This is a genomic window from Nitrospira sp. (genome assembly GCA_030653545.1).
GTDB lineage: Bacteria > Nitrospirota > Nitrospiria > Nitrospirales > Nitrospiraceae > Nitrospira_D.
In genome coordinates this window covers 1-16,590 of record JAURZE010000015.1, presented here as the reverse complement: position 1 = coordinate 16,590, position 16,590 = coordinate 1, and the positions used below count along the sequence as shown (strand labels likewise).

General features: G+C 59.4%; 22 protein-coding genes and 2 tRNA genes. 11 read left to right on the top strand and 13 right to left on the bottom strand.

Annotated elements, in window-relative coordinates; genetic code table 11:
* The 5 genes from Q7U39_05675 to xerD all read right to left on the bottom strand — a co-directional run bounded on the left by Q7U39_05675 (position 1) and on the right by xerD (position 2,549).
* Positions 1–444: a biopolymer transporter ExbD gene (locus tag Q7U39_05675; protein MDO9117423.1), complete on the bottom strand. Its 444-nt coding sequence runs from the start codon at positions 442–444 to the stop codon at positions 1–3.
* Positions 441–1,133: a MotA/TolQ/ExbB proton channel family protein gene (locus tag Q7U39_05670; GenBank protein MDO9117422.1), complete on the bottom strand. Its 693-nt coding sequence runs from the start codon at positions 1,131–1,133 to the stop codon at positions 441–443. The genes Q7U39_05675 and Q7U39_05670 overlap by 4 nt, the downstream gene beginning before the upstream one ends.
* Before the next feature lie 74 nt (positions 1,134–1,207).
* Positions 1,208–1,284 (bottom strand) — tRNA-Asp (locus Q7U39_05665).
* A 127-nt stretch (positions 1,285–1,411) separates the two neighbouring features.
* Positions 1,412–1,487: transfer RNA gene (locus Q7U39_05660), tRNA-Val, on the bottom strand.
* Positions 1,488–1,619: 132 nt separating this feature from the next.
* A complete protein-coding gene (gene xerD / locus Q7U39_05655; GenBank protein MDO9117421.1) occupies positions 1,620–2,549 on the bottom strand; it encodes a site-specific tyrosine recombinase XerD in 930 nt (309 codons plus the stop codon).
* A gap of 282 nt (positions 2,550–2,831) precedes the next feature.
* Here xerD and Q7U39_05650 point away from each other — a divergent pair, with 282 nt between their 5' ends.
* The 4 genes from Q7U39_05650 to Q7U39_05635 all read left to right on the top strand — a co-directional run bounded on the left by Q7U39_05650 (position 2,832) and on the right by Q7U39_05635 (position 6,999).
* A complete protein-coding gene (locus tag Q7U39_05650; protein MDO9117420.1) occupies positions 2,832–4,706 on the top strand; it encodes a penicillin-binding protein activator in 1,875 nt (624 codons plus the stop codon).
* 12 nt (positions 4,707–4,718) lie between these two features.
* The gene (locus tag Q7U39_05645) at positions 4,719–5,459 is read left to right on the top strand and encodes a site-2 protease family protein (GenBank protein ID MDO9117419.1); all 741 of its coding nucleotides are present in this window, start codon (positions 4,719–4,721) and stop codon (positions 5,457–5,459) included.
* Positions 5,456–6,451 carry a tryptophan--tRNA ligase gene (gene trpS / locus Q7U39_05640; GenBank protein ID MDO9117418.1) on the top strand — a complete coding sequence of 332 codons (996 nt, stop codon included), beginning with the start codon at positions 5,456–5,458 and terminating at the stop codon, positions 6,449–6,451. The genes Q7U39_05645 and trpS overlap by 4 nt, the downstream gene beginning before the upstream one ends.
* Positions 6,452–6,585: 134 nt before the next feature.
* Positions 6,586–6,999: a hypothetical protein gene (locus Q7U39_05635; GenBank protein MDO9117417.1), complete on the top strand. Its 414-nt coding sequence runs from the start codon at positions 6,586–6,588 to the stop codon at positions 6,997–6,999.
* 25 nt (positions 7,000–7,024) lie between these two features.
* Here the strand turns inward: Q7U39_05635 and Q7U39_05630 are convergent, their stop codons facing one another.
* Complete coding sequence (locus Q7U39_05630) at positions 7,025–7,672, bottom strand: class I SAM-dependent methyltransferase (protein MDO9117416.1); 648 nt, start codon at positions 7,670–7,672, stop codon at positions 7,025–7,027.
* Between the two features lie 22 nt (positions 7,673–7,694).
* Between Q7U39_05630 and Q7U39_05625 the strand changes: the two genes are divergently transcribed.
* On the top strand, positions 7,695–7,997 hold the full coding sequence (locus tag Q7U39_05625) for a hypothetical protein (GenBank protein ID MDO9117415.1): 303 nt from the start codon (positions 7,695–7,697) through the stop codon (positions 7,995–7,997).
* A gap of 7 nt (positions 7,998–8,004) precedes the next feature.
* Here Q7U39_05625 and Q7U39_05620 read toward each other — a convergent pair whose 3' ends face one another.
* Together Q7U39_05620 and Q7U39_05615 are read right to left on the bottom strand one after the other, a co-directional pair.
* Positions 8,005–8,646: an MBL fold metallo-hydrolase gene (locus Q7U39_05620; GenBank protein ID MDO9117414.1), complete on the bottom strand. Its 642-nt coding sequence runs from the start codon at positions 8,644–8,646 to the stop codon at positions 8,005–8,007.
* A gap of 287 nt (positions 8,647–8,933) precedes the next feature.
* A complete protein-coding gene (locus tag Q7U39_05615; protein ID MDO9117413.1) occupies positions 8,934–9,707 on the bottom strand; it encodes a hypothetical protein in 774 nt (257 codons plus the stop codon).
* Between the two features lie 12 nt (positions 9,708–9,719).
* Between Q7U39_05615 and Q7U39_05610 the strand changes: the two genes are divergently transcribed.
* From Q7U39_05610 to Q7U39_05595, 4 genes are read left to right on the top strand one after another with little or no spacing between them, the layout of a single operon-like run.
* A complete protein-coding gene (locus Q7U39_05610) occupies positions 9,720–10,445 on the top strand; it encodes a hypothetical protein (GenBank protein MDO9117412.1) in 726 nt (241 codons plus the stop codon).
* The gene (locus tag Q7U39_05605; GenBank protein MDO9117411.1) at positions 10,445–11,350 is read left to right on the top strand and encodes an SUMF1/EgtB/PvdO family nonheme iron enzyme; all 906 of its coding nucleotides are present in this window, start codon (positions 10,445–10,447) and stop codon (positions 11,348–11,350) included. The genes Q7U39_05610 and Q7U39_05605 overlap by 1 nt, the downstream gene beginning before the upstream one ends.
* A 53-nt stretch (positions 11,351–11,403) precedes the next feature.
* A complete protein-coding gene (locus Q7U39_05600) occupies positions 11,404–12,966 on the top strand; it encodes an AAA family ATPase (GenBank protein MDO9117410.1) in 1,563 nt (520 codons plus the stop codon).
* Positions 12,956–13,639: an NlpC/P60 family protein gene (locus tag Q7U39_05595; GenBank protein ID MDO9117409.1), complete on the top strand. Its 684-nt coding sequence runs from the start codon at positions 12,956–12,958 to the stop codon at positions 13,637–13,639. Before Q7U39_05600 ends, Q7U39_05595 begins: the two co-directional genes overlap by 11 nt.
* A gap of 36 nt (positions 13,640–13,675) precedes the next feature.
* Here Q7U39_05595 and Q7U39_05590 read toward each other — a convergent pair whose 3' ends face one another.
* The gene (locus Q7U39_05590) at positions 13,676–14,113 is read right to left on the bottom strand and encodes a hypothetical protein (GenBank protein MDO9117408.1); all 438 of its coding nucleotides are present in this window, start codon (positions 14,111–14,113) and stop codon (positions 13,676–13,678) included.
* 141 nt (positions 14,114–14,254) lie between these two features.
* Here Q7U39_05590 and Q7U39_05585 point away from each other — a divergent pair, with 141 nt between their 5' ends.
* Both Q7U39_05585 and Q7U39_05580 read left to right on the top strand, forming a co-directional pair.
* Positions 14,255–14,638 carry a hypothetical protein gene (locus tag Q7U39_05585; protein MDO9117407.1) on the top strand — a complete coding sequence of 128 codons (384 nt, stop codon included), beginning with the start codon at positions 14,255–14,257 and terminating at the stop codon, positions 14,636–14,638.
* Between the two features lie 117 nt (positions 14,639–14,755).
* A complete protein-coding gene (locus tag Q7U39_05580; protein MDO9117406.1) occupies positions 14,756–15,187 on the top strand; it encodes a hypothetical protein in 432 nt (143 codons plus the stop codon).
* 223 nt (positions 15,188–15,410) lie between these two features.
* On the opposite strand, the gene Q7U39_05575 is transcribed toward Q7U39_05580, so the two are convergent.
* The 4 genes from Q7U39_05575 to Q7U39_05560 all read right to left on the bottom strand — a co-directional run.
* A complete protein-coding gene (locus Q7U39_05575; protein ID MDO9117405.1) occupies positions 15,411–15,716 on the bottom strand; it encodes a hypothetical protein in 306 nt (101 codons plus the stop codon).
* A 9-nt stretch (positions 15,717–15,725) separates the two neighbouring features.
* Positions 15,726–16,157: a DUF5069 domain-containing protein gene (locus tag Q7U39_05570; protein ID MDO9117404.1), complete on the bottom strand. Its 432-nt coding sequence runs from the start codon at positions 16,155–16,157 to the stop codon at positions 15,726–15,728.
* Between the two features lie 8 nt (positions 16,158–16,165).
* On the bottom strand, positions 16,166–16,477 hold the full coding sequence (locus Q7U39_05565) for a hypothetical protein (GenBank protein ID MDO9117403.1): 312 nt from the start codon (positions 16,475–16,477) through the stop codon (positions 16,166–16,168).
* A 4-nt stretch (positions 16,478–16,481) separates the two neighbouring features.
* A partial coding sequence (locus Q7U39_05560) for an IS3 family transposase (protein MDO9117402.1) occupies positions 16,482–16,590 on the bottom strand: 109 nt, incomplete at its 5' end.

The window sequence follows — 16,590 nt, the reverse complement described above, 5'->3', positions numbered from 1 at the left end:
CTATTTATTTCGACGCGGGATCGCCACGTCTGTCACCCGTTCAGGGCCGGCAGGATCCGTCACCATCCCCAATTTCTCAATTCCGGCCTTCTTCACCCCGTCCATCACCTGAATCACCACGCCATAGGGCACGTCGCGATCGGCCCGCAGATAGACCGAGACATCGGCGTGTTCTTCCTTGAGAAGCTTCAACTTGCGTTCTAATTGGACGGCACTCACTTGATCCTTATCGAGATACAGGCGTTGATCCTTTTCGATCGTCAGCACCGCCCGAATTTCAGGCTTGATCGTGTTCGACGCGGACACCGGCAACTTGATATCCATGCCCCGGTAGAGCATCGGCGCCGTCACCATGAAAATGACCAGCAACACCAACACGACATCGACCAGGGGGATAACGTTGATTTCCGCCATGAACCGGCGCTGGCGCGTTTCGAGAATCATCCCTTCGTCCCTATGGTAGCCGGCTTAGCTTTCGGTGCCATCAACGTCAGAAGCTCGACCGTCACCGTATCCATGCGGAACGCGGTCCCGCGGATACGGGACAGAAAGTAGTTGTAGGCGATGACCGCGGGAATCGCCGTGAACAGTCCGGCCGCCGTGGCCACCAGGGCTTCGGACACGCCGGGCGCGACCGCGGCAATACTGGCCGTCCCCTGCGAACCGATTTCTCTAAACGAATCGATAATCCCCATCACCGTCCCGAGCAATCCAACGAACGGGCTGATATTTCCCGTCGTGGCAAGAAAGGGAAGATACGATTCAAGGTGAGAGAGCTGTCCCTGTGCGATATGTTGCGCGGTGCGCTCCATGACGTGGCGGTCTACAGGAAGAGCGCCCCCACCGTCCTGAGCCTCGCGCCCTGTTCCAAGCCGATCGACCACACCATGAAAAATCTTGGCGCACGGGCTGCCGGTCGAACGCTGGGCATGGCGCACTACTTCATCGACATCCTTGGCTTTCAACAGCACAGTCATGAACCGCCGGTCTTCTGCGTCGGCGGATTTGAAGACTTTCAACTTGAGGAAAATCACGGCCCAGGATACGACTGACAGCAGGAGGAGAAGAAAGAGAACGACTTTCGACACCACGCCCAGTGATCCAATGAGAGCCATGGGACCTGACTGGAACATAGGACGCTAGCGTCTCCCTCCTCTATTCATGACACACCGTAGTGTGATGGAGTGTGCTCAACCCTGAAGAAAAATGGCGGGGCCGACGGGATTTGAACCCGCGACCTCCAGATTGACAATCTGGCGTCCTAACCAGCTGAACGACGGCCCCTCGCGATTCTTCTATACGGCGGATGGTCGGAACGACAAGACGATTGACAGAGCAGCCGTTCAAGTCCCGAAATCAGAAATGGTGCTATCTTCCTTTTTCGATCTGCCCCCACACACCAGCTTACCTCTGGTAGGCGGAACAGGGATCGAACCTGCGACATCCACCGTGTAAAGGTGGCGCTCTACCAACTGAGCTATCCGCCCGTTTTTCTTAGCAACGTTGGCGGATGCTACCAAGTCCATCCGGCCTTGTCAACCGATTCTCGCACTCTTCTTGCAGTTTTCTTGTGTTCCTGCAGTCTTTTCATTCGTCGCGACTCGCCGGCGGCAGGATGCTTATTTCTTAAGAGTCCCGGCCTGCCGAGGGAAAAATCTCCGATGAACCTGTTTCAGCCGGCCCCGCTCAACATGGGTGTAGATCTGCGTCGTGGCAATATCCGCATGGCCGAGCATCGCCTGCACCGCACGCAAATCGGCGCCCCCTTCAAGCAAGTGCGTGGCGAACGAATGTCGCAGCATGTGGGGCGAAATGGGCTTGGCAATCCCCGCGCGCTTGGCGCGTCGGCTCACGATTTTCCAAAAGGCCTGCCTGGTTAACGGTCCCCCGCGCCGAGACACAAAGAGCGCCCGCGACGCCCGCCGATTCAAAATGGCAGAGCGAACGTGATCGACATAGTGCGCCAGCGCCTCTCTCGCAGCTTCGCCGATCGGGACCAGGCGCTCCTTTGAACCCTTCCCGAGAATCCGCAGACAACCCACGCCCAAATCAAGACGCACCAGCTCCACCGACACTAACTCAGAAACGCGCAATCCCGACGCATACATCAACTCCAGCATCGTGCGGTCGCGCTGATCCTCCAATGCGGGCAACGGCGGCAAATCTAATAGCGCCGTGACCTCCACCATGGTCAGCGTTTTAGGCAACCGGACTGCCCGCCGGGCCACCGACAGATCCTGCATCGGGCTGGCAGGCAGCAATCCTTCGCGCACGAGAAAACGAAACCAGCCCCGTAACGTCGACAGCGTACGCGCCATCGACGCCGAGGACAGGCGCTGATCTTTCAAGGTCGCGAGAAATCCGGCGAGCTGGTGCGGCGCGACCGCCTCCCCCATTCCGATCCCGTGCGGAACAAGAAATGATTGCAACTTGTGCAAATCGCGCCGATAGGCTTCCAGCGTGTTGACCGATAATCCGCCTTCAACGCGAAGATGCCCGAGATAGCGTTCAGCCAGCGGGGCGAGGATTTGATCGGTCGATGTAACCATAAGAAGAGTCGCACGAGGAGCAGGCAAATCAGCACTTCTGCGAGCACCGCAGCCTGCCTATCGGCAGACTATAGCCAACTCGCCAGGTGAACTCAACGAACCAACCGCGGTTCTCCTTGACACTTCCGCACCCTTTCCGATACTAGTCACAACGTGTCATCTAATAACCAACCGCATCCCTATCGCTACCTCTACTAAATGGGTTCTCAGCGCACATACTCACGACTGCATGCCTGCCGCCGCTTGATCGTCGTCCTGGCCTTGAGCCTTGCAGGAGCCGCGGTGCAGCCCCAACCGGCCCCCGCGACGGAACTCAAAGCGCCGCTGCCTGATCCCCCGGTGCTTGCGCAAGCCAAGCGATTGCTCGACAAGGGCGAGGCAGAGTCCGCCGCCACCGTCCTTCGGCGGTTTCTCGCAACCTCCCCGCGCCCGGAGCATTTGGATGACACCTACCTGCTGCTCGGAGCCGCTCTGTACAACATGAAGGAATACTCCGAGGCCATACGATACTTGAACCAGCTGCAGACCGAATTCCCGGCGTCCGACTTGAGCGAGCGGGGGAAGATCATGCTGGCCCGCACCCACGCGGCGATGGGCAACATCGATCTGGCGCTGCCCCTGCTCACACAATTGCGCACCGGCACGACCGACGAAGACACGAAGCACGAAGCCCTCCGGCTCACCGCCGAATTTCTGGTGCAGAAAAAAGAGTATGTCCGCGCCATCGAAGCCCTGCTCCAAGAGAGCGCCGCCGGTACCGAAGAGCACGTAGCGGAGACGCGGGCACAGATTCGCGAGTTCATCAACGAGAAGCTGGACAAGAAAGCGCTCACGCGACTGCACGACCTCTATCCGAAATCGTTCCCCGGCGATCTGGCCGCCATCCGCCTAATCGAGCTCTATACCGGGCGCGGAGAAGACCATCTGGCCGAACGCCAGATTCAACAATTTCTCGCGCAATTCCCCGAACACCCCTACGGCTCCAAGGCCGCCGACACGCTGGCGCTCCTCAAGACCAGATTGAAGGCGAACCAATTCTTCATCGCCACGGTCCTGCCGCTGTCCGGACGCCTCGCGCCGTTCGCCAATGAAGTACTGGAGGGCATTCAGCTGGCGGTCGAACGCGCGCGCGAACAGTCGGGGATGCCGCCCGTCGGACTGATCGTGAAAGACAACGAGTCGGACAAACCCTCGTTTCTCGAAGACCACGCCGCACTGCTGAACGAAGACCGGCCAATGGCCGTCATCGGGCCGATGCTCTCGAAAAATCTCCCCGTGATGGCCGAGATGGCCGAACGCGCAAAAATCCCGCTGATTACCCCGGCAGCCACGTTTCCCAATGTCCGACGACTGGGAAGCTTCGTCTTCAGCACCACCCTGACCCATGCCCTGCAAGCCAAGCGAATCGCAGCCTATGCCACCGGTGAACAAGGCTATCGCCGGTTTTGCATTCTGTATCCCGATACCACGTATGGCCGTGAACAGGCTCGCCTCTTTGCGCAAGAAGTCCGGCAGCATGAGGGCGAAGTCATCGCCATGGAATCGTTCAAAGAGGGCGATTCGGACTTCTCGCCGCAGATCAAGAGACTCAAGGCCGAAGACCTCAAGAAATACGGCCTCGCGGTTCCCTACGATCCCTCGCGACCTGCGGGAAAGCCGGTCGGCAAAAGCGACAAACGGATTCTCTACACGCCGGGCTTCGACGCGATCTTCATTCCCAGCCGCGCCAGTGAAATCGGCCTGCTCGCGGCACAACTCGCCTTTCACGACGTCAAAGTCCCGCTCTTGGGAACCAACGGATGGAACTCGCCGGACTTCCTGCGCACGGCTGACCGCACAGTGGACGGCGCCGTGTTTGTGGACGGATTCTTCGCGGAGAGCGCCAATGCCGCCGTGCAGGATTTCGTTCAACGCTTTCAGAAACGGTTTCAGGGCAGCCCCACCTTGTTCACCATGCAAGGGTACGATGCCGCCAAGCTGGTCCTGGAAGCGATTCGCCGGGGAGCGACGTCGGGCGACGCCGTTCAAGAATTCCTGACCACGCAGCGCGATCTCCCCACGCTGATGGGACCGGCCGGCTTCGGAGCGGAAGGCACCCTCCAACGCCCCCTCGCGCTGCTCCAAGTCAAACACGGGAAATTCGTCCAACTCGACTAGCCGGATCACCCTATGGACACACTCGCTCCCATCCTCCATAAGATTTCATACATGGGTCTCCCGCTCCTCGTCGCGATGGTGCTGCATGAATATGCCCACGGATGGGCCGCCGATAAATGCGGCGATCCGACCGCGAAGCTGCAAGGCCGCCTGACCCTGAATCCCCTGGCGCATATCGACCCGCTCGGCACCATCATTCTGCCGTTGCTCTGCCTCGCGTTGCCGGGAAGCTTCCTCCTCGGCTGGGCCAAGCCGGTGCCGGTCGATCCGCGCAACATGCGCCAGCCGCGCCGCGACATGGCGCTGGTCGCCGCCGCAGGGCCCGGCATGAATCTCGTCTTAGCGGTCCTCGGTGCGCTGGTCGTCGCGGCGCTCTTTGCCGTCGATCCATCCCTGCTGGCCAAACGTCCCGGCAATGCCGACGGCGAACCCGCGAGCCTGGCCACGATGATCCTGCTGCCCATCAGCGTCATGGCCCTCTACTCGGTGATGATCAACGTCTTTCTGGCGCTCTTCAATTTGATTCCGATCCCGCCGCTCGACGGCGGGCGCATCCTGACTTGCCTCTTGCCCCCCGCCCCGGCGCTCGCGCTCGCGCGGTTGGAGCCCTACGGCATGATGATTCTCATGGGCTTGATCGTCTTCGATAAAGAACTCCGGGTCATCCACACCATCACCAGCACATTCGCCACGGCCCTGTCCGGCACGATCTTGTCGACGGCACTGGGCCTCGGCGCAGGAGCCTCGCAATGACCACTGCACCACGTAAGCGCGTTCTCAGCGGTATGCAACCCAGCGGCTTGATGCATTTGGGCAACTATCTCGGCGCCTTGGAAAACTGGAAGGCGCTGCAGGAAGACTATGAGTGCTTCTTCTTCGTCGCCGACTGGCACGCCCTCTCGACGAACTACGCCGACACCAGCCGGATCCGCGAATTCGTGCGCGAACTCCTGATCGATTGGCTGGCCGCCGGCATCGATCCGAAACGCTCGACCGTCTTCATCCAGTCCCACATTCCCGAGCATGCCGTGCTGCACCTTCTCCTTTCGATGATGGTCCCCGTGTCCTGGCTGGAGCGGAATCCGACCTACAAAGAGAAGCAGGACGAGATCAAAGAAAAGGACCTCAGCACCTACGGCTTTCTCGGCTACCCCGTGCTGCAAGCTGCCGACATCTTGCTATACAAGCCGGACTTCGTTCCGGTAGGCAAAGACCAACTGCCTCATCTGGAACTGACGAGGGAACTCGCGCGGCGCTTCAACGATATCTACAAAAAGTCCGTCTTCCCCGAGCCCAAAGAACACCTCACTAAATTTCCCAAGGTCCTGGGCACCGATGGGCGGAAGATGAGCAAGAGCTACGGCAACACGATCAACCTGTCGGATGCGGAGCCGGTAGTCCGGCAAAAACTGAAGACGATGGTCACCGACCCGGCGCGCGTGCGGCGCACGGACCCGGGCAACCCCGACGTCTGCCCCGTCTATGAGTTCCACAAGATCTACTCGCCGCAAGCCGTGCAGGCGCAGATCAACACGGACTGTCGCACCGCTGCTATCGGCTGCATCGATTGCAAGAAACTGGTGGCGGATAAGATGGTCGAGCGCATGGCGCCCATGTGGGAAGCCCGCGCATCCCTCATCAGCCATCCCTCGCGCATCGACGAGATCGTGCAGGACGGCAGCCAGCGCGCCGCGAAAGTCGCGAAAGCGACCCTCGCCGAAGTAAACGAGGCGATGAAGATCTAAAGGACCGGCCCCACTCTCTGTAGAATTACTGAAAACGCTAGAAGAACGGCGGGTGGCATGGAAAAATGCCGACAGCTGTTCACCATCAGACCGCGCTGGATGATCCTTCCCGCACCAGCGAGCAAGAGGTTGGCATGACACGGACTCGACTTTGGCTTGGCGCGCTCGTGATTGGATGTGCCTGGTCCCTGACCGGCTGCGGCACCTGGATGCACGGAGACCATCAATCCGTCACGCTCTTTACCACTCCGGCAGAGACCAACGTCGTCGTCGACGATCTCGTGCACATGCTCGCACCGGGCACCGTCAATCTCAGCCGCAAGGCCGACCATCGCGCGACCTTTTCCAAAGACGGCTACGACCCCGCTACCTATACGATCAAGCGAACCTGGTCCTGGTGGGTGGTCGCCGACGTGCTCGGCTGCGCGATTATCTTCTCGCCTTTCTGCATCATGCACGACATCGATGAAGGCGGGTACTACACATTCGACGAGAAGATCTACTTCACGCTCGACCGCAAGACGTCGGAGCCAGCGCCGACGAAGTAACGTGCCCTGCGATCAGACGCTCCCGTCACATAGCGCGTCTCGCGACGAGATTCAGCCACCGGCCTTTGCGCTCTTGGTTCGACACGACACGCAGCGAGTCAATCGTCCAGCCGTTTTGTTCCACCACCCTGGCCCATTCAGCCCTCTGCCATCTGGCAAAGTAGCGGCCGGGCATCCACCCATCGGTCAAAATGCGGCTCTGAGTGCCATACGTGACGGTTGCCGCCAGCATCCCGCCGGGACAAACGATGCGACTCAGCCTCTTGAGCACCTGCGCGGCTTCAGACTTGGGCACATGCATCAAGCAGGCAGCCGCCCAAACCGCATCAAATGATGCGTCTCGAAACGGCATGTCACGCATATCGGCAAGCACCAGCGGTACAGATGGAGCCGTGCTCTGCGCGGCCCGCAAAAACGCCGTCGTCAGATCCATCCCGACGACACGAAATCCTTTTGCATGAAGAACCCGCGCGTCTTGCGCGCCGCCACAGCCGAGATCGAGAATGCTCGAATGCTTTGGCAGCCGGGTGAGCGAGTCGAGTAACAGAGCCGGAGGTCGCTTACGACGACTGATCCAGCGCTGCAGAAACGTTGTCGCCCCTTGCTCATAGATCCGGATGGTCGGCGCAACGATTTGACTTGTGGTATGGTGCCGTTCACGCTTCGTGGTCATGGATAAGAAGGACCGGCTGGATATGAAACTTTTGACGATTGTGCTCGCTGGACTCTTGTCAGTGCCGGCCATCGCCAGGGCTGCGACGATCGATCCTCCCTGCGACGCCTACCCAACGGCGAAACAGGCGCGTTGCGTTGTCATCTGGAAAGAGCTCAATAAGGAGGACGGCGCGGCGATCTCCCAGTTCGGACTCGATCAATTAAAGCGGCGCGAAGAAGGGAAGATCAACGCGCAGCAGCATCTCTCCGAGAACATGACCTTCATCAAGCAATCGACCGAGAAGCGCCTCGCCCGCCTGAAAGAGCGGATGGCAAAAGAATAGCCGTCCGTCACTCCACGCGAAAAAACTGGTTCGATTCCTTCTCGACTCCGATCTCCGTTTCCGGTCCGTGTCCGGTCACCACCGTTGTCTCATCGGCGAGTGTATAGAGCCGTTCACGGATCGACCGCTCAATCGCATCGAAATCCCCGCCCCACAAATCGGTCCGGCCGATACTGCCCCGGAACAGGGTATCTCCGGCCAACACCACACTCTCACCAGGAAGATGGAAGCTCATTGAGCCGGGCGTGTGACCCGGTGTGTGGAGGCCCACCAGGGTCACACCGCCGACCATGATCCGTTCTTCATCTTTGATCCAATATTCCGGCAGCGGCACAGCCACATAGGGCACACCGAACATCCGGCACTGCGCCTCCAGATTCGTCCAGAGATCGAGATCATCCTGGTGCAGACAGAGCGTTGCACCGGTCAACCGCTGCATTTCGCCGGACGCAAGAAAGTGATCGAAGTGAGCGTGCGTATGCAGAATGTGGCTGACGGTCAGGCCTAACTGCTGGACCTCGCGAAGAATCCGCTCAGGCGCGCCGCCTGGATCGACGACAATGGCCTGCTTCGTCACCGGATCGCCGATGATGGAGCAATTGCACCCGAGCGGGGGAACAGAAAAAGTCTTGCGAATTAACGTCGGCATAGCAGGCTGTAAAGAAACTGGTTACGGCAACCTCTCATTCATAAGCACAGCAGGGGAGTCTACCAGGGGTGCTCAAAAAGACCGTCCAGCAAGGCCGCAGCACGCGAAGAGGCGGGGAGGTACATACCAAGCTTCGCTTGACCCGCTCGCTTCGATCTTATGCGAGCGGATAGGTACTTTGCCTCCAGTCAGCTTTTGTCTACGTTGAGCCTCTGAGCACCGCGAGAACGCTGCTGGCAGACTTTTTCAGCATCCTGCAGGCGCGCGCATGCTACCGCTGAAACCGCTCACGGTGCAAGCAGCGGCCCGCCGTCGGACTCCGGTTCGACACGAACCGTCCACACTACCTCCGTATCCCAGATCGACCAGGCCGTCCCTTGCCGGCGCAACCAGACCAGAAAACCGGCCCCCGAACCATCGGGACGCGGATTGCCGACATAGACCAAGGCTTGAGTTTGAGGGAGATTGTACCCGATGCGCGAAAACACCAGCCGGTCCAGTACCGGCATCGCCTGCACGGATCTGAGCCAGGCGGCCAGAACCGGTTGTGCCAGCGACACTTCCGGATCTTCGACCGCGTTGCCCAACACAAACCGATACCTGGTTCCGAATTGAAACCGGCCTTCCAGTTTTGCCGGCTCCTGATTCGCCGCGACGAAATCGCGGACCAGTTCGACGGGAAGCGTCCCATCGAAATACCCTTGCTTGTGAAACCACACGCTCGTCAGCGGCCCTTCCTGGTCCGGCGAGATCTGCGTCGCGGTCTTTCGTTCGAGCAGCACGAGTTGGGTTTCTGAGTGGAGAAACTTGCCGGCGATGATCTGGTCGTAACGGGCGTAGTCCTCGGCTGGAATCGAGACGACCGTCCCCTCCCCGGCCAACCCGACAGCCGGGAGCGTCACCATGAGGCTCAACAGAATCAGGAGTAGAAACATCCTAGACCGCATGACGTGAGCATAGCCGCCAGGCCGGAGACCGGTCAAATCGATCACTCCATCCGGCAGCAAATCCGCGTGGACAAGCTCAGGCGAACCGTAGATAATCGCCGGATGAATATTCACAGGGAATGGACGGTGACGCCAACGTTGTCCAACATGGCAGGGATCGGCCTGCTGGCCTGCTGTCTGCTGACGGCCGGGTGTAAGCCGGACGAATCGCCCTTCAAATCCGAGAACGATGCTTTAAAAAAACAGGTGACGAAGCAGGAATCTTTGCTGTCTTCACTGCAAGACGGGAACAAGGTCATGCAGCAGCAGATCGACCTGTTGAATCAGGAACTGCGTGATGCGAAGAAGGCCACGGAGTCGGCCAAGGCCGAGATGAGCCAGCTGACCGATCAATTGAATGCGCAGCTCGCCCAGGCGAAACGCGCGAGCGCCGAAGCGGTGAAAACCGCCGCGGCTCAGGCGGCTCAGCAACTGCGCATCGAGGAAAAGGGTGCGCAGATCGAGACCGTCGCTCGCCCGCTGGCCGCCGTCGCGAAGATCGTGGAAGAGACCCTCGCCAAGAACGGCTATCCCGTGAAGGTCAGTTATAAGAATGATCAAAAAGCCGTGTATGTGACGGAACGAAAGATTTCGAACCCGGCCTCGCTGGAAGTGGCCGGCTTTCGCAATCAATATCTCATCACCCTGCAGGCCCTTCCCGCCAATACCACCAGACTCGGGGTCCGCGCCGAATTTGAAAAAGTGGCGCAAGGCGGCCGGATCTTGAGCGTGAGCCAGGAAGAGACGGCCGAAATCGAACGGCGCCTGATCGGTGAAATCCATAAGGCGCTGGAATCCCCGAGCAAGACCTGATGCCATTCCTTCGCTGGCTCCCCTCGCTCTTCCTTCTACTTGCCCTATCGACGCCGGTATCGGGCGCCACTGTCGCGCCCAAGCCATCGCAAGAATTGGCGCGCCACCTCACCGCCATCGCGGCGCTGGCGAAGCCGGCGCCCACAGTCACCATACCCGCAGGCATCTTCCTCCTCGGAAGTAAGCGCATCGACGACGATCCGTACGGAATCGGGACACAATTCGACGATACAGAACTCCCGCAGAATCATGTTTGGCTCGATGCCTACGAGATGGATCGCGACGAAGTGAGCCTGGGAGAATACCTCGCGTTCTTGCAGCAGCGGAAAACGCCGCCCTCCGACGAGCTCCAGAAGTTGATCTGGCACGTCATCACCATCCACTCCGTCACCGACGACACGCTGTCGCGCTGGCCGGCCCTCTATGTGACGTGGAAGGAAGCACAGGATCTGTGCCTCGCCGCCGGCAAGCGGCTCCCCACTGAAGCCGAATGGGAAAAAGCGGCACGCGGAACGGAAGGCGCCCTCTTTCCTTGGGGCAATGCGATCCCCGACCAGAAACGGGCGATGTTCGGACAATATCATGTGCATGAGATTCCGATTCTCGCCCCGGTCGAGTCGCTGGAAGAAGGCCGCAGCCCCTACGGATTGCATCACATGGCCGGGAATGTCGCCGAGTGGGTCCAGGACTGGTTCGGCTTCGACTACTACGCCTACATGACGGAGAAAAATCCGCCGGGACCGACGAGCGGCCGTTACCGGAGCGTGCGCGGCGGATCATGGAAGAGCAAAGTCATCATGCTGCGAACGGCCACCCGTAGCGGCTCGCCCCCGGCGCAGCGCTCGGCCACGATCGGCTTTCGCTGTGCGAAGTCCGTATCGGTCCCGGCGCCTGAGTCTAAGTAGCAAACAGCCGTTCTCTTGGTGACGCGCACCTCACATGCTAGCATGGCATTCGTATGGCCTTAGCAACCAGCGTCCACGACCTCCGCACCTTGATCCGCTCCTGCCATCCGCTGGTCATCATCGAGACCGTGGAAGAAGAGCGCGTGCTGGCCTTGCTGCAATCCGTGGCCGCGCAAGAGCGCATGCCGCTGTTCGAATGGTCCATCACGAGAGGGCTTACCCGGGCCGACGACGGCCCCACGCTCAGCAAGATGACCGCGACTCCGCTGGCGCTGCTTCAGCACCTGAATGGGCTGACCGTCGAAGCGGTCTTCTGGCTGAAGGATCTTGTCCCGCATTTACAAGACGCGGCCGTCACTCGACAGCTGCGCGAAGTATCGGCGGTCTATGGCCGATCAAGATCTACCTGCATCCTCACCGGCCATCCCATCGCCCTGCCGCTCGATCTTGAAAAGATTGCCGTCCGCCTGGATCTCCAATTGCCGGATCGCACCGAGTTACAGTCCATGCTCCAGAACGTCCTCTCCTCGCTCGGGACCAGAGCCGCGCCTCGTCGTCCACGCTCCACAACCATGGCACAGAGCATCCTCGGCTCTCTCACCGACACCAAGCCGGCCGATGCAAGCCTCTCGACTCAGGAACGCGAGGCCATTCTCCGCGCCCTGCAGGGACTGACCCTGCATCAAGCCAGACAGGTCATCACGCGGTGCGTCGTCGAAGACGGCACGCTGTCCGCCGACGACGTGCAGAAGATCTTGAAACGCAAAGTCCAGACGATCAAAGACGGTGGGCTGCTGGAATACTATCCGCTTGAAGACAACCGATTTGAGTTGGGCGGATTTACGAACTTGAAATCCTGGCTGGAACGCGCGAAGGTCGGATTCACAGCCGAGGCCAAAGCGCTCAACCTGACCCCGCCACGGGGGATCATGCTGGTCGGAGTGCCGGGCTGCGGGAAATCGCTCGCAGCCAAGGCCATCGCGCGGGAATGGCAGCTCCCGCTGCTCAAACTCGACGCAGGCCGGTTGTTCGATAAGTTCGTCGGGGAATCGGAAAAGAATTTCCGCAAGGCGATCGAGATGGCCGAATCACTCTCGCCCATCGTGCTCTGGATCGATGAAATTGAAAAGGCGATGGCCGCAGGCGGCGGGAGCGGCGACGCCGACGCGGGCTTGAGCCGCCGGCTCTTCGGCGCGTTTCTCACCTGGTTGCAGGAAAAGAAGCAGGAAGTGTTCGTCATCGCGACCGCCAATAATCTCGCGCTGCTGCCGCCGGAACTCCTCCGCAAAGGCCGGTTCGATGAAATCTTCTTCGTCGATCTGCCGGATGACGGCGAACGAGAATCCATCTGGAAGATTCACCTGGGGCTCCGCAAGCAAGACAAGACACGGTTCGATCTGGTAAAAATCGTCAGCGCCAGCGACGGCTTCAGCGGCTCGGAGATCGAACAGGCCGTCGTCGCAGCACTCTATCGCGCGCTGCACCAAAAGACGCCGCTCACGACCGATTTACTGATTGAGGAATTGACGCACACCGTCCCGCTGTCGGTCACGCGGCGGGAAGATATCGATCAACTCAGGGAGACGGCGCAGGGCCGTTTCGTGAATGTCCGCTAACCCGCGACGCCTCACACTGATCGGCACCACGGTGGTCATCCTGACACTCGTCGGCTGCGCCAGCACACCCGTGGCGCGCGTGCCCGCCTCCCGCTTCGAGGTCACGCCGGTCCAGAAATCGCCCTCTGCCACCGCCACCAGAACCGGAATCGTCCACACCGCGACCAAGCTCCTCGGCGCCAGACTGATCGAGAGCAACGGGAGACGCGTGGCCTATGACTGCGCCGGTGTCACCCGCGCCATCTACCTCGAACACGGCATCGATCTGTATAACAGCAGCACGACGGATCGGCGAGCGAACGGCGTTCGACTGATTTACAACCACATGCGGCAGCACGGACGGCTCCACCAGGGACCGATCGTGCAGCCCGGCGATCTCGTCTTCTTCGACAACACCTGGGACTTCAATGGCGACGGCAGGTTGAACGATCCGCTGACCCACGTCGGCGTGGTCGAACGGATCGAACCAGACGGCACTGTGGTGTTTATCAGCCGCGTCGCGGAAGCCGTCGAACGCTACCGCATGAATCTAGCGCTCCCCCACGTCCATAAGACGGCAGACGGACGCATCCTGAACGACTACATCCGCCGCAAACGGCAGACCGATCCGGAAGAGATGGGCCATCTGGCCGGCGAGCTCTTCACCTTCTACGGAACCCGCATCACGCAATAACCCACCGGTTCAGCCAGGACCGGGACGAAGCATCCATCACACGCAGTGCTGAAACTCTGCGGTCTTGTCCTTGTCGTGGACGAACACGACGACACAACCGTCAGGCGCTCGACGAGGCGGGCTGTGATTGAAAGTTACTGACCAGAGGCCGGTCGATGATTCAAAGATCACGCTCGTGATCCCGTAGTCATGGAATCGCTTACCCAACTCTTTCTTCTCTTCCACTTTGGCCAATTTGATGACCTCAGCCTGACTCAGCGTTGGACTGACCTGGGGCGGTGACAAGCGATCCTGTTCAGGGCGCGGGCGCTCCAGCCGTTCGGACGGGATATCGAGCGGCCTCGCGATCTCCAGCCATTCGCGCGCACCGGCATTCCCAGCCAACACCTTCCCCCAGGAACGGTGACCAAGAAGCGTCAGACTCGCAGCGAGTGCGACAGATATGACAATGAAGACGCGCATGAGATTACCCATGAGAAACACTCGCCGTCAGTCGCAACGTGAGGAGGTATTCATATGACGCGCTCGAGAATGAAATGTAAACAGGACGAGATCTCTGGAAGAATACTCGACCGGGGAGTAGAGTGAATCGTACTGAGGCATGCGCGAAAGCCGATGAAGCGGACACTGACATCGCTCACGATCACAATGGCGTGCCTGGCATTGTCTGCCGTGACCGGCTTGGCCGAGAGTCGCATTGTTCAGAATCATGACGGCACTAGCGGGCACCTCTCCCACCTCGGCGACGACATCGGCATCTATTCCGATCCGCATGGCAATCAGACTATCGTCACCAAACCAGGGACTGAAAGCCCGATAGGCTTACAACCGCACGGCGAGACTGAGAGCGGAAACCGCTCCACGTTCGGCACTCCCCTGCCGCCGAACAACCTGACACCGGCACCGATCCTCCCGTTGAGTCCGAATCGCGCCTTATCCCCAGCCCCTTCTCCAAACAGCCACACCCCTCCCAGTGGAGGCGGTCGATTCGGCCGGTAACATAATCATGGGACTCTACAGTGTAGAAAGCGACCTGCCGATAATGTAGCCAGGCCAAGAAAGACATCACGGGGATCGACGGCCTGCAAAATTTAAAAACCCTGGTAGAATTCTCCTATGGCTACTTCATCGCAGCAGTCCACAATACAAAAAACCAATCCGCTCCGCCAAACCCTGACCGATGTGCGGCATGGGCTGCTGGGGCTTCACAAGGCCCTGATCGTGGCAGAGCAGCTCACGTTCGAGCGGATCTACGGCCGTGTGGATTCGACCGGCCAGTTGCTGCAACTGGTCATGAACGATCCCTGGTTCACCTGGCTGCATCCGCTGTCCAATGTGGTGGTCCGCATTGATGAAATGCTGGACGAAGAGTGCAATCTGACTACGGAGGATGTCGCGCAGATCCTGACGGAAGTTCGGAGCATGATCCGCCCCTCCGAACTAGGTGATGGGTTTGAACGAAGCTACTACGAAGCCCTGCAGCGCGCCCCTGATGTCGTCATGGCCCACAGCGAAATGAAGAAGCTCCTGACACTTCCTGCGGCCTAGCCAGCACGCAACCGCCTGCTACCAGTGCGGTGACAAACAAGACAACGCCACCAACACGCCACCACTTCCGAGGTCGCTAACAGAAGCTGAATAGCCCGCAGGCTGTTCAGAAAGGCCGCCCAGCAAGGCCGCAGCAAGCGAAGAGGCGAAAGCGTACTCTCTGCCGTACGTTGAGCCTCTGAGCGCCGCGAGAACGCCGCTGGCGGACTTTATCAACAGCCTGCTAGACAATCTGAGTGCAGGGCCATGCAAATACGCGAATGGATGGCTTCTGCCACCCAGGATGTTTTGCCGACTCCTCACACCAGCCTCTCACCGCCGACGCCACACGCGCCTGATGATCGTCATCGAGAGAAACCAGAATCACCGAGTTCGTGCCGGGATAGAAGGCCAGCCCCTCGGCAGGACCAGTCTGACCATAGCCCACCGACTCATTCACTTCCGTGAACGCCTTCACGTCACAGCGGTGAAGCAACGCATGGACCTGCTCCTTCAGCGACGAGCGGAAGACCAGCATCACCATCTGCATGGAAGCCTCCTACATGCGGCCTTCGTCGAGTTCGATCGCATCGACCCAGGTGGACGCGGGCGGAAGTGCACTGACGGGTACGCCCCGTTTCTTGGCGATCTCGTCGAGGCGGCCCTGAAACCGCACGCGCGTCGCATCCTCTTTCGGGGCAGATGACAGAAGGCCCTGCGACCACTGAGCAATCTCCTCGTGCGAGTGCGGCTTGCTATTCGCCACCACCCAGGCGAGCAATTGCTCATCAGTCCCCCCGGCCAAGACTTTTTGTTCAAACGCCTTCGGATCGATCCCCAGAAAATCGACCAGGTATTTGTCGAACCCGACCGTGATGTAGTTGTAGTCCTGAATCTGCCCGGCATTGCGGAGCTTGATCTTGTCGATAAACCGCCCCAGGTGAGCAATGCCACCAAGCAAGGCTTTGGGACTGCGGGGATAGTTCGTCATGACTGCGCTTACCTTTCTTTACCCTTCGAAGGAATAAATGACCGTAACGGACCCTCAACAAAGTGATGTGGTTTCCACCCTGCAATCATCTGCTCTACAATGGCAGCATCAAAAGCACTTAATACAACGCCAGCAACAGTACCCAATCCACCAGCCCCAACAAGATCAACTCCTACACCAAGTCCAGTAAACACACTCCAACGGACGACTCTAGTAGGCAATTTGTCAACCCATGTTTTCTTAACTATTGCCTGATAATACTCTTTTACCAGCTCACTATCATTAGGCTTACCTTGGACTTCCCAGCCTTTTGTGGACACATCGTTAAGCCCGGTTTGACACGGCTTCAAACGCCTCCGGACTGACCCCCTTCAGATGACTGTGTCGGCGGGTGCGATTATAGAACATCTCGATGTACTCGGCGATCTCGGCT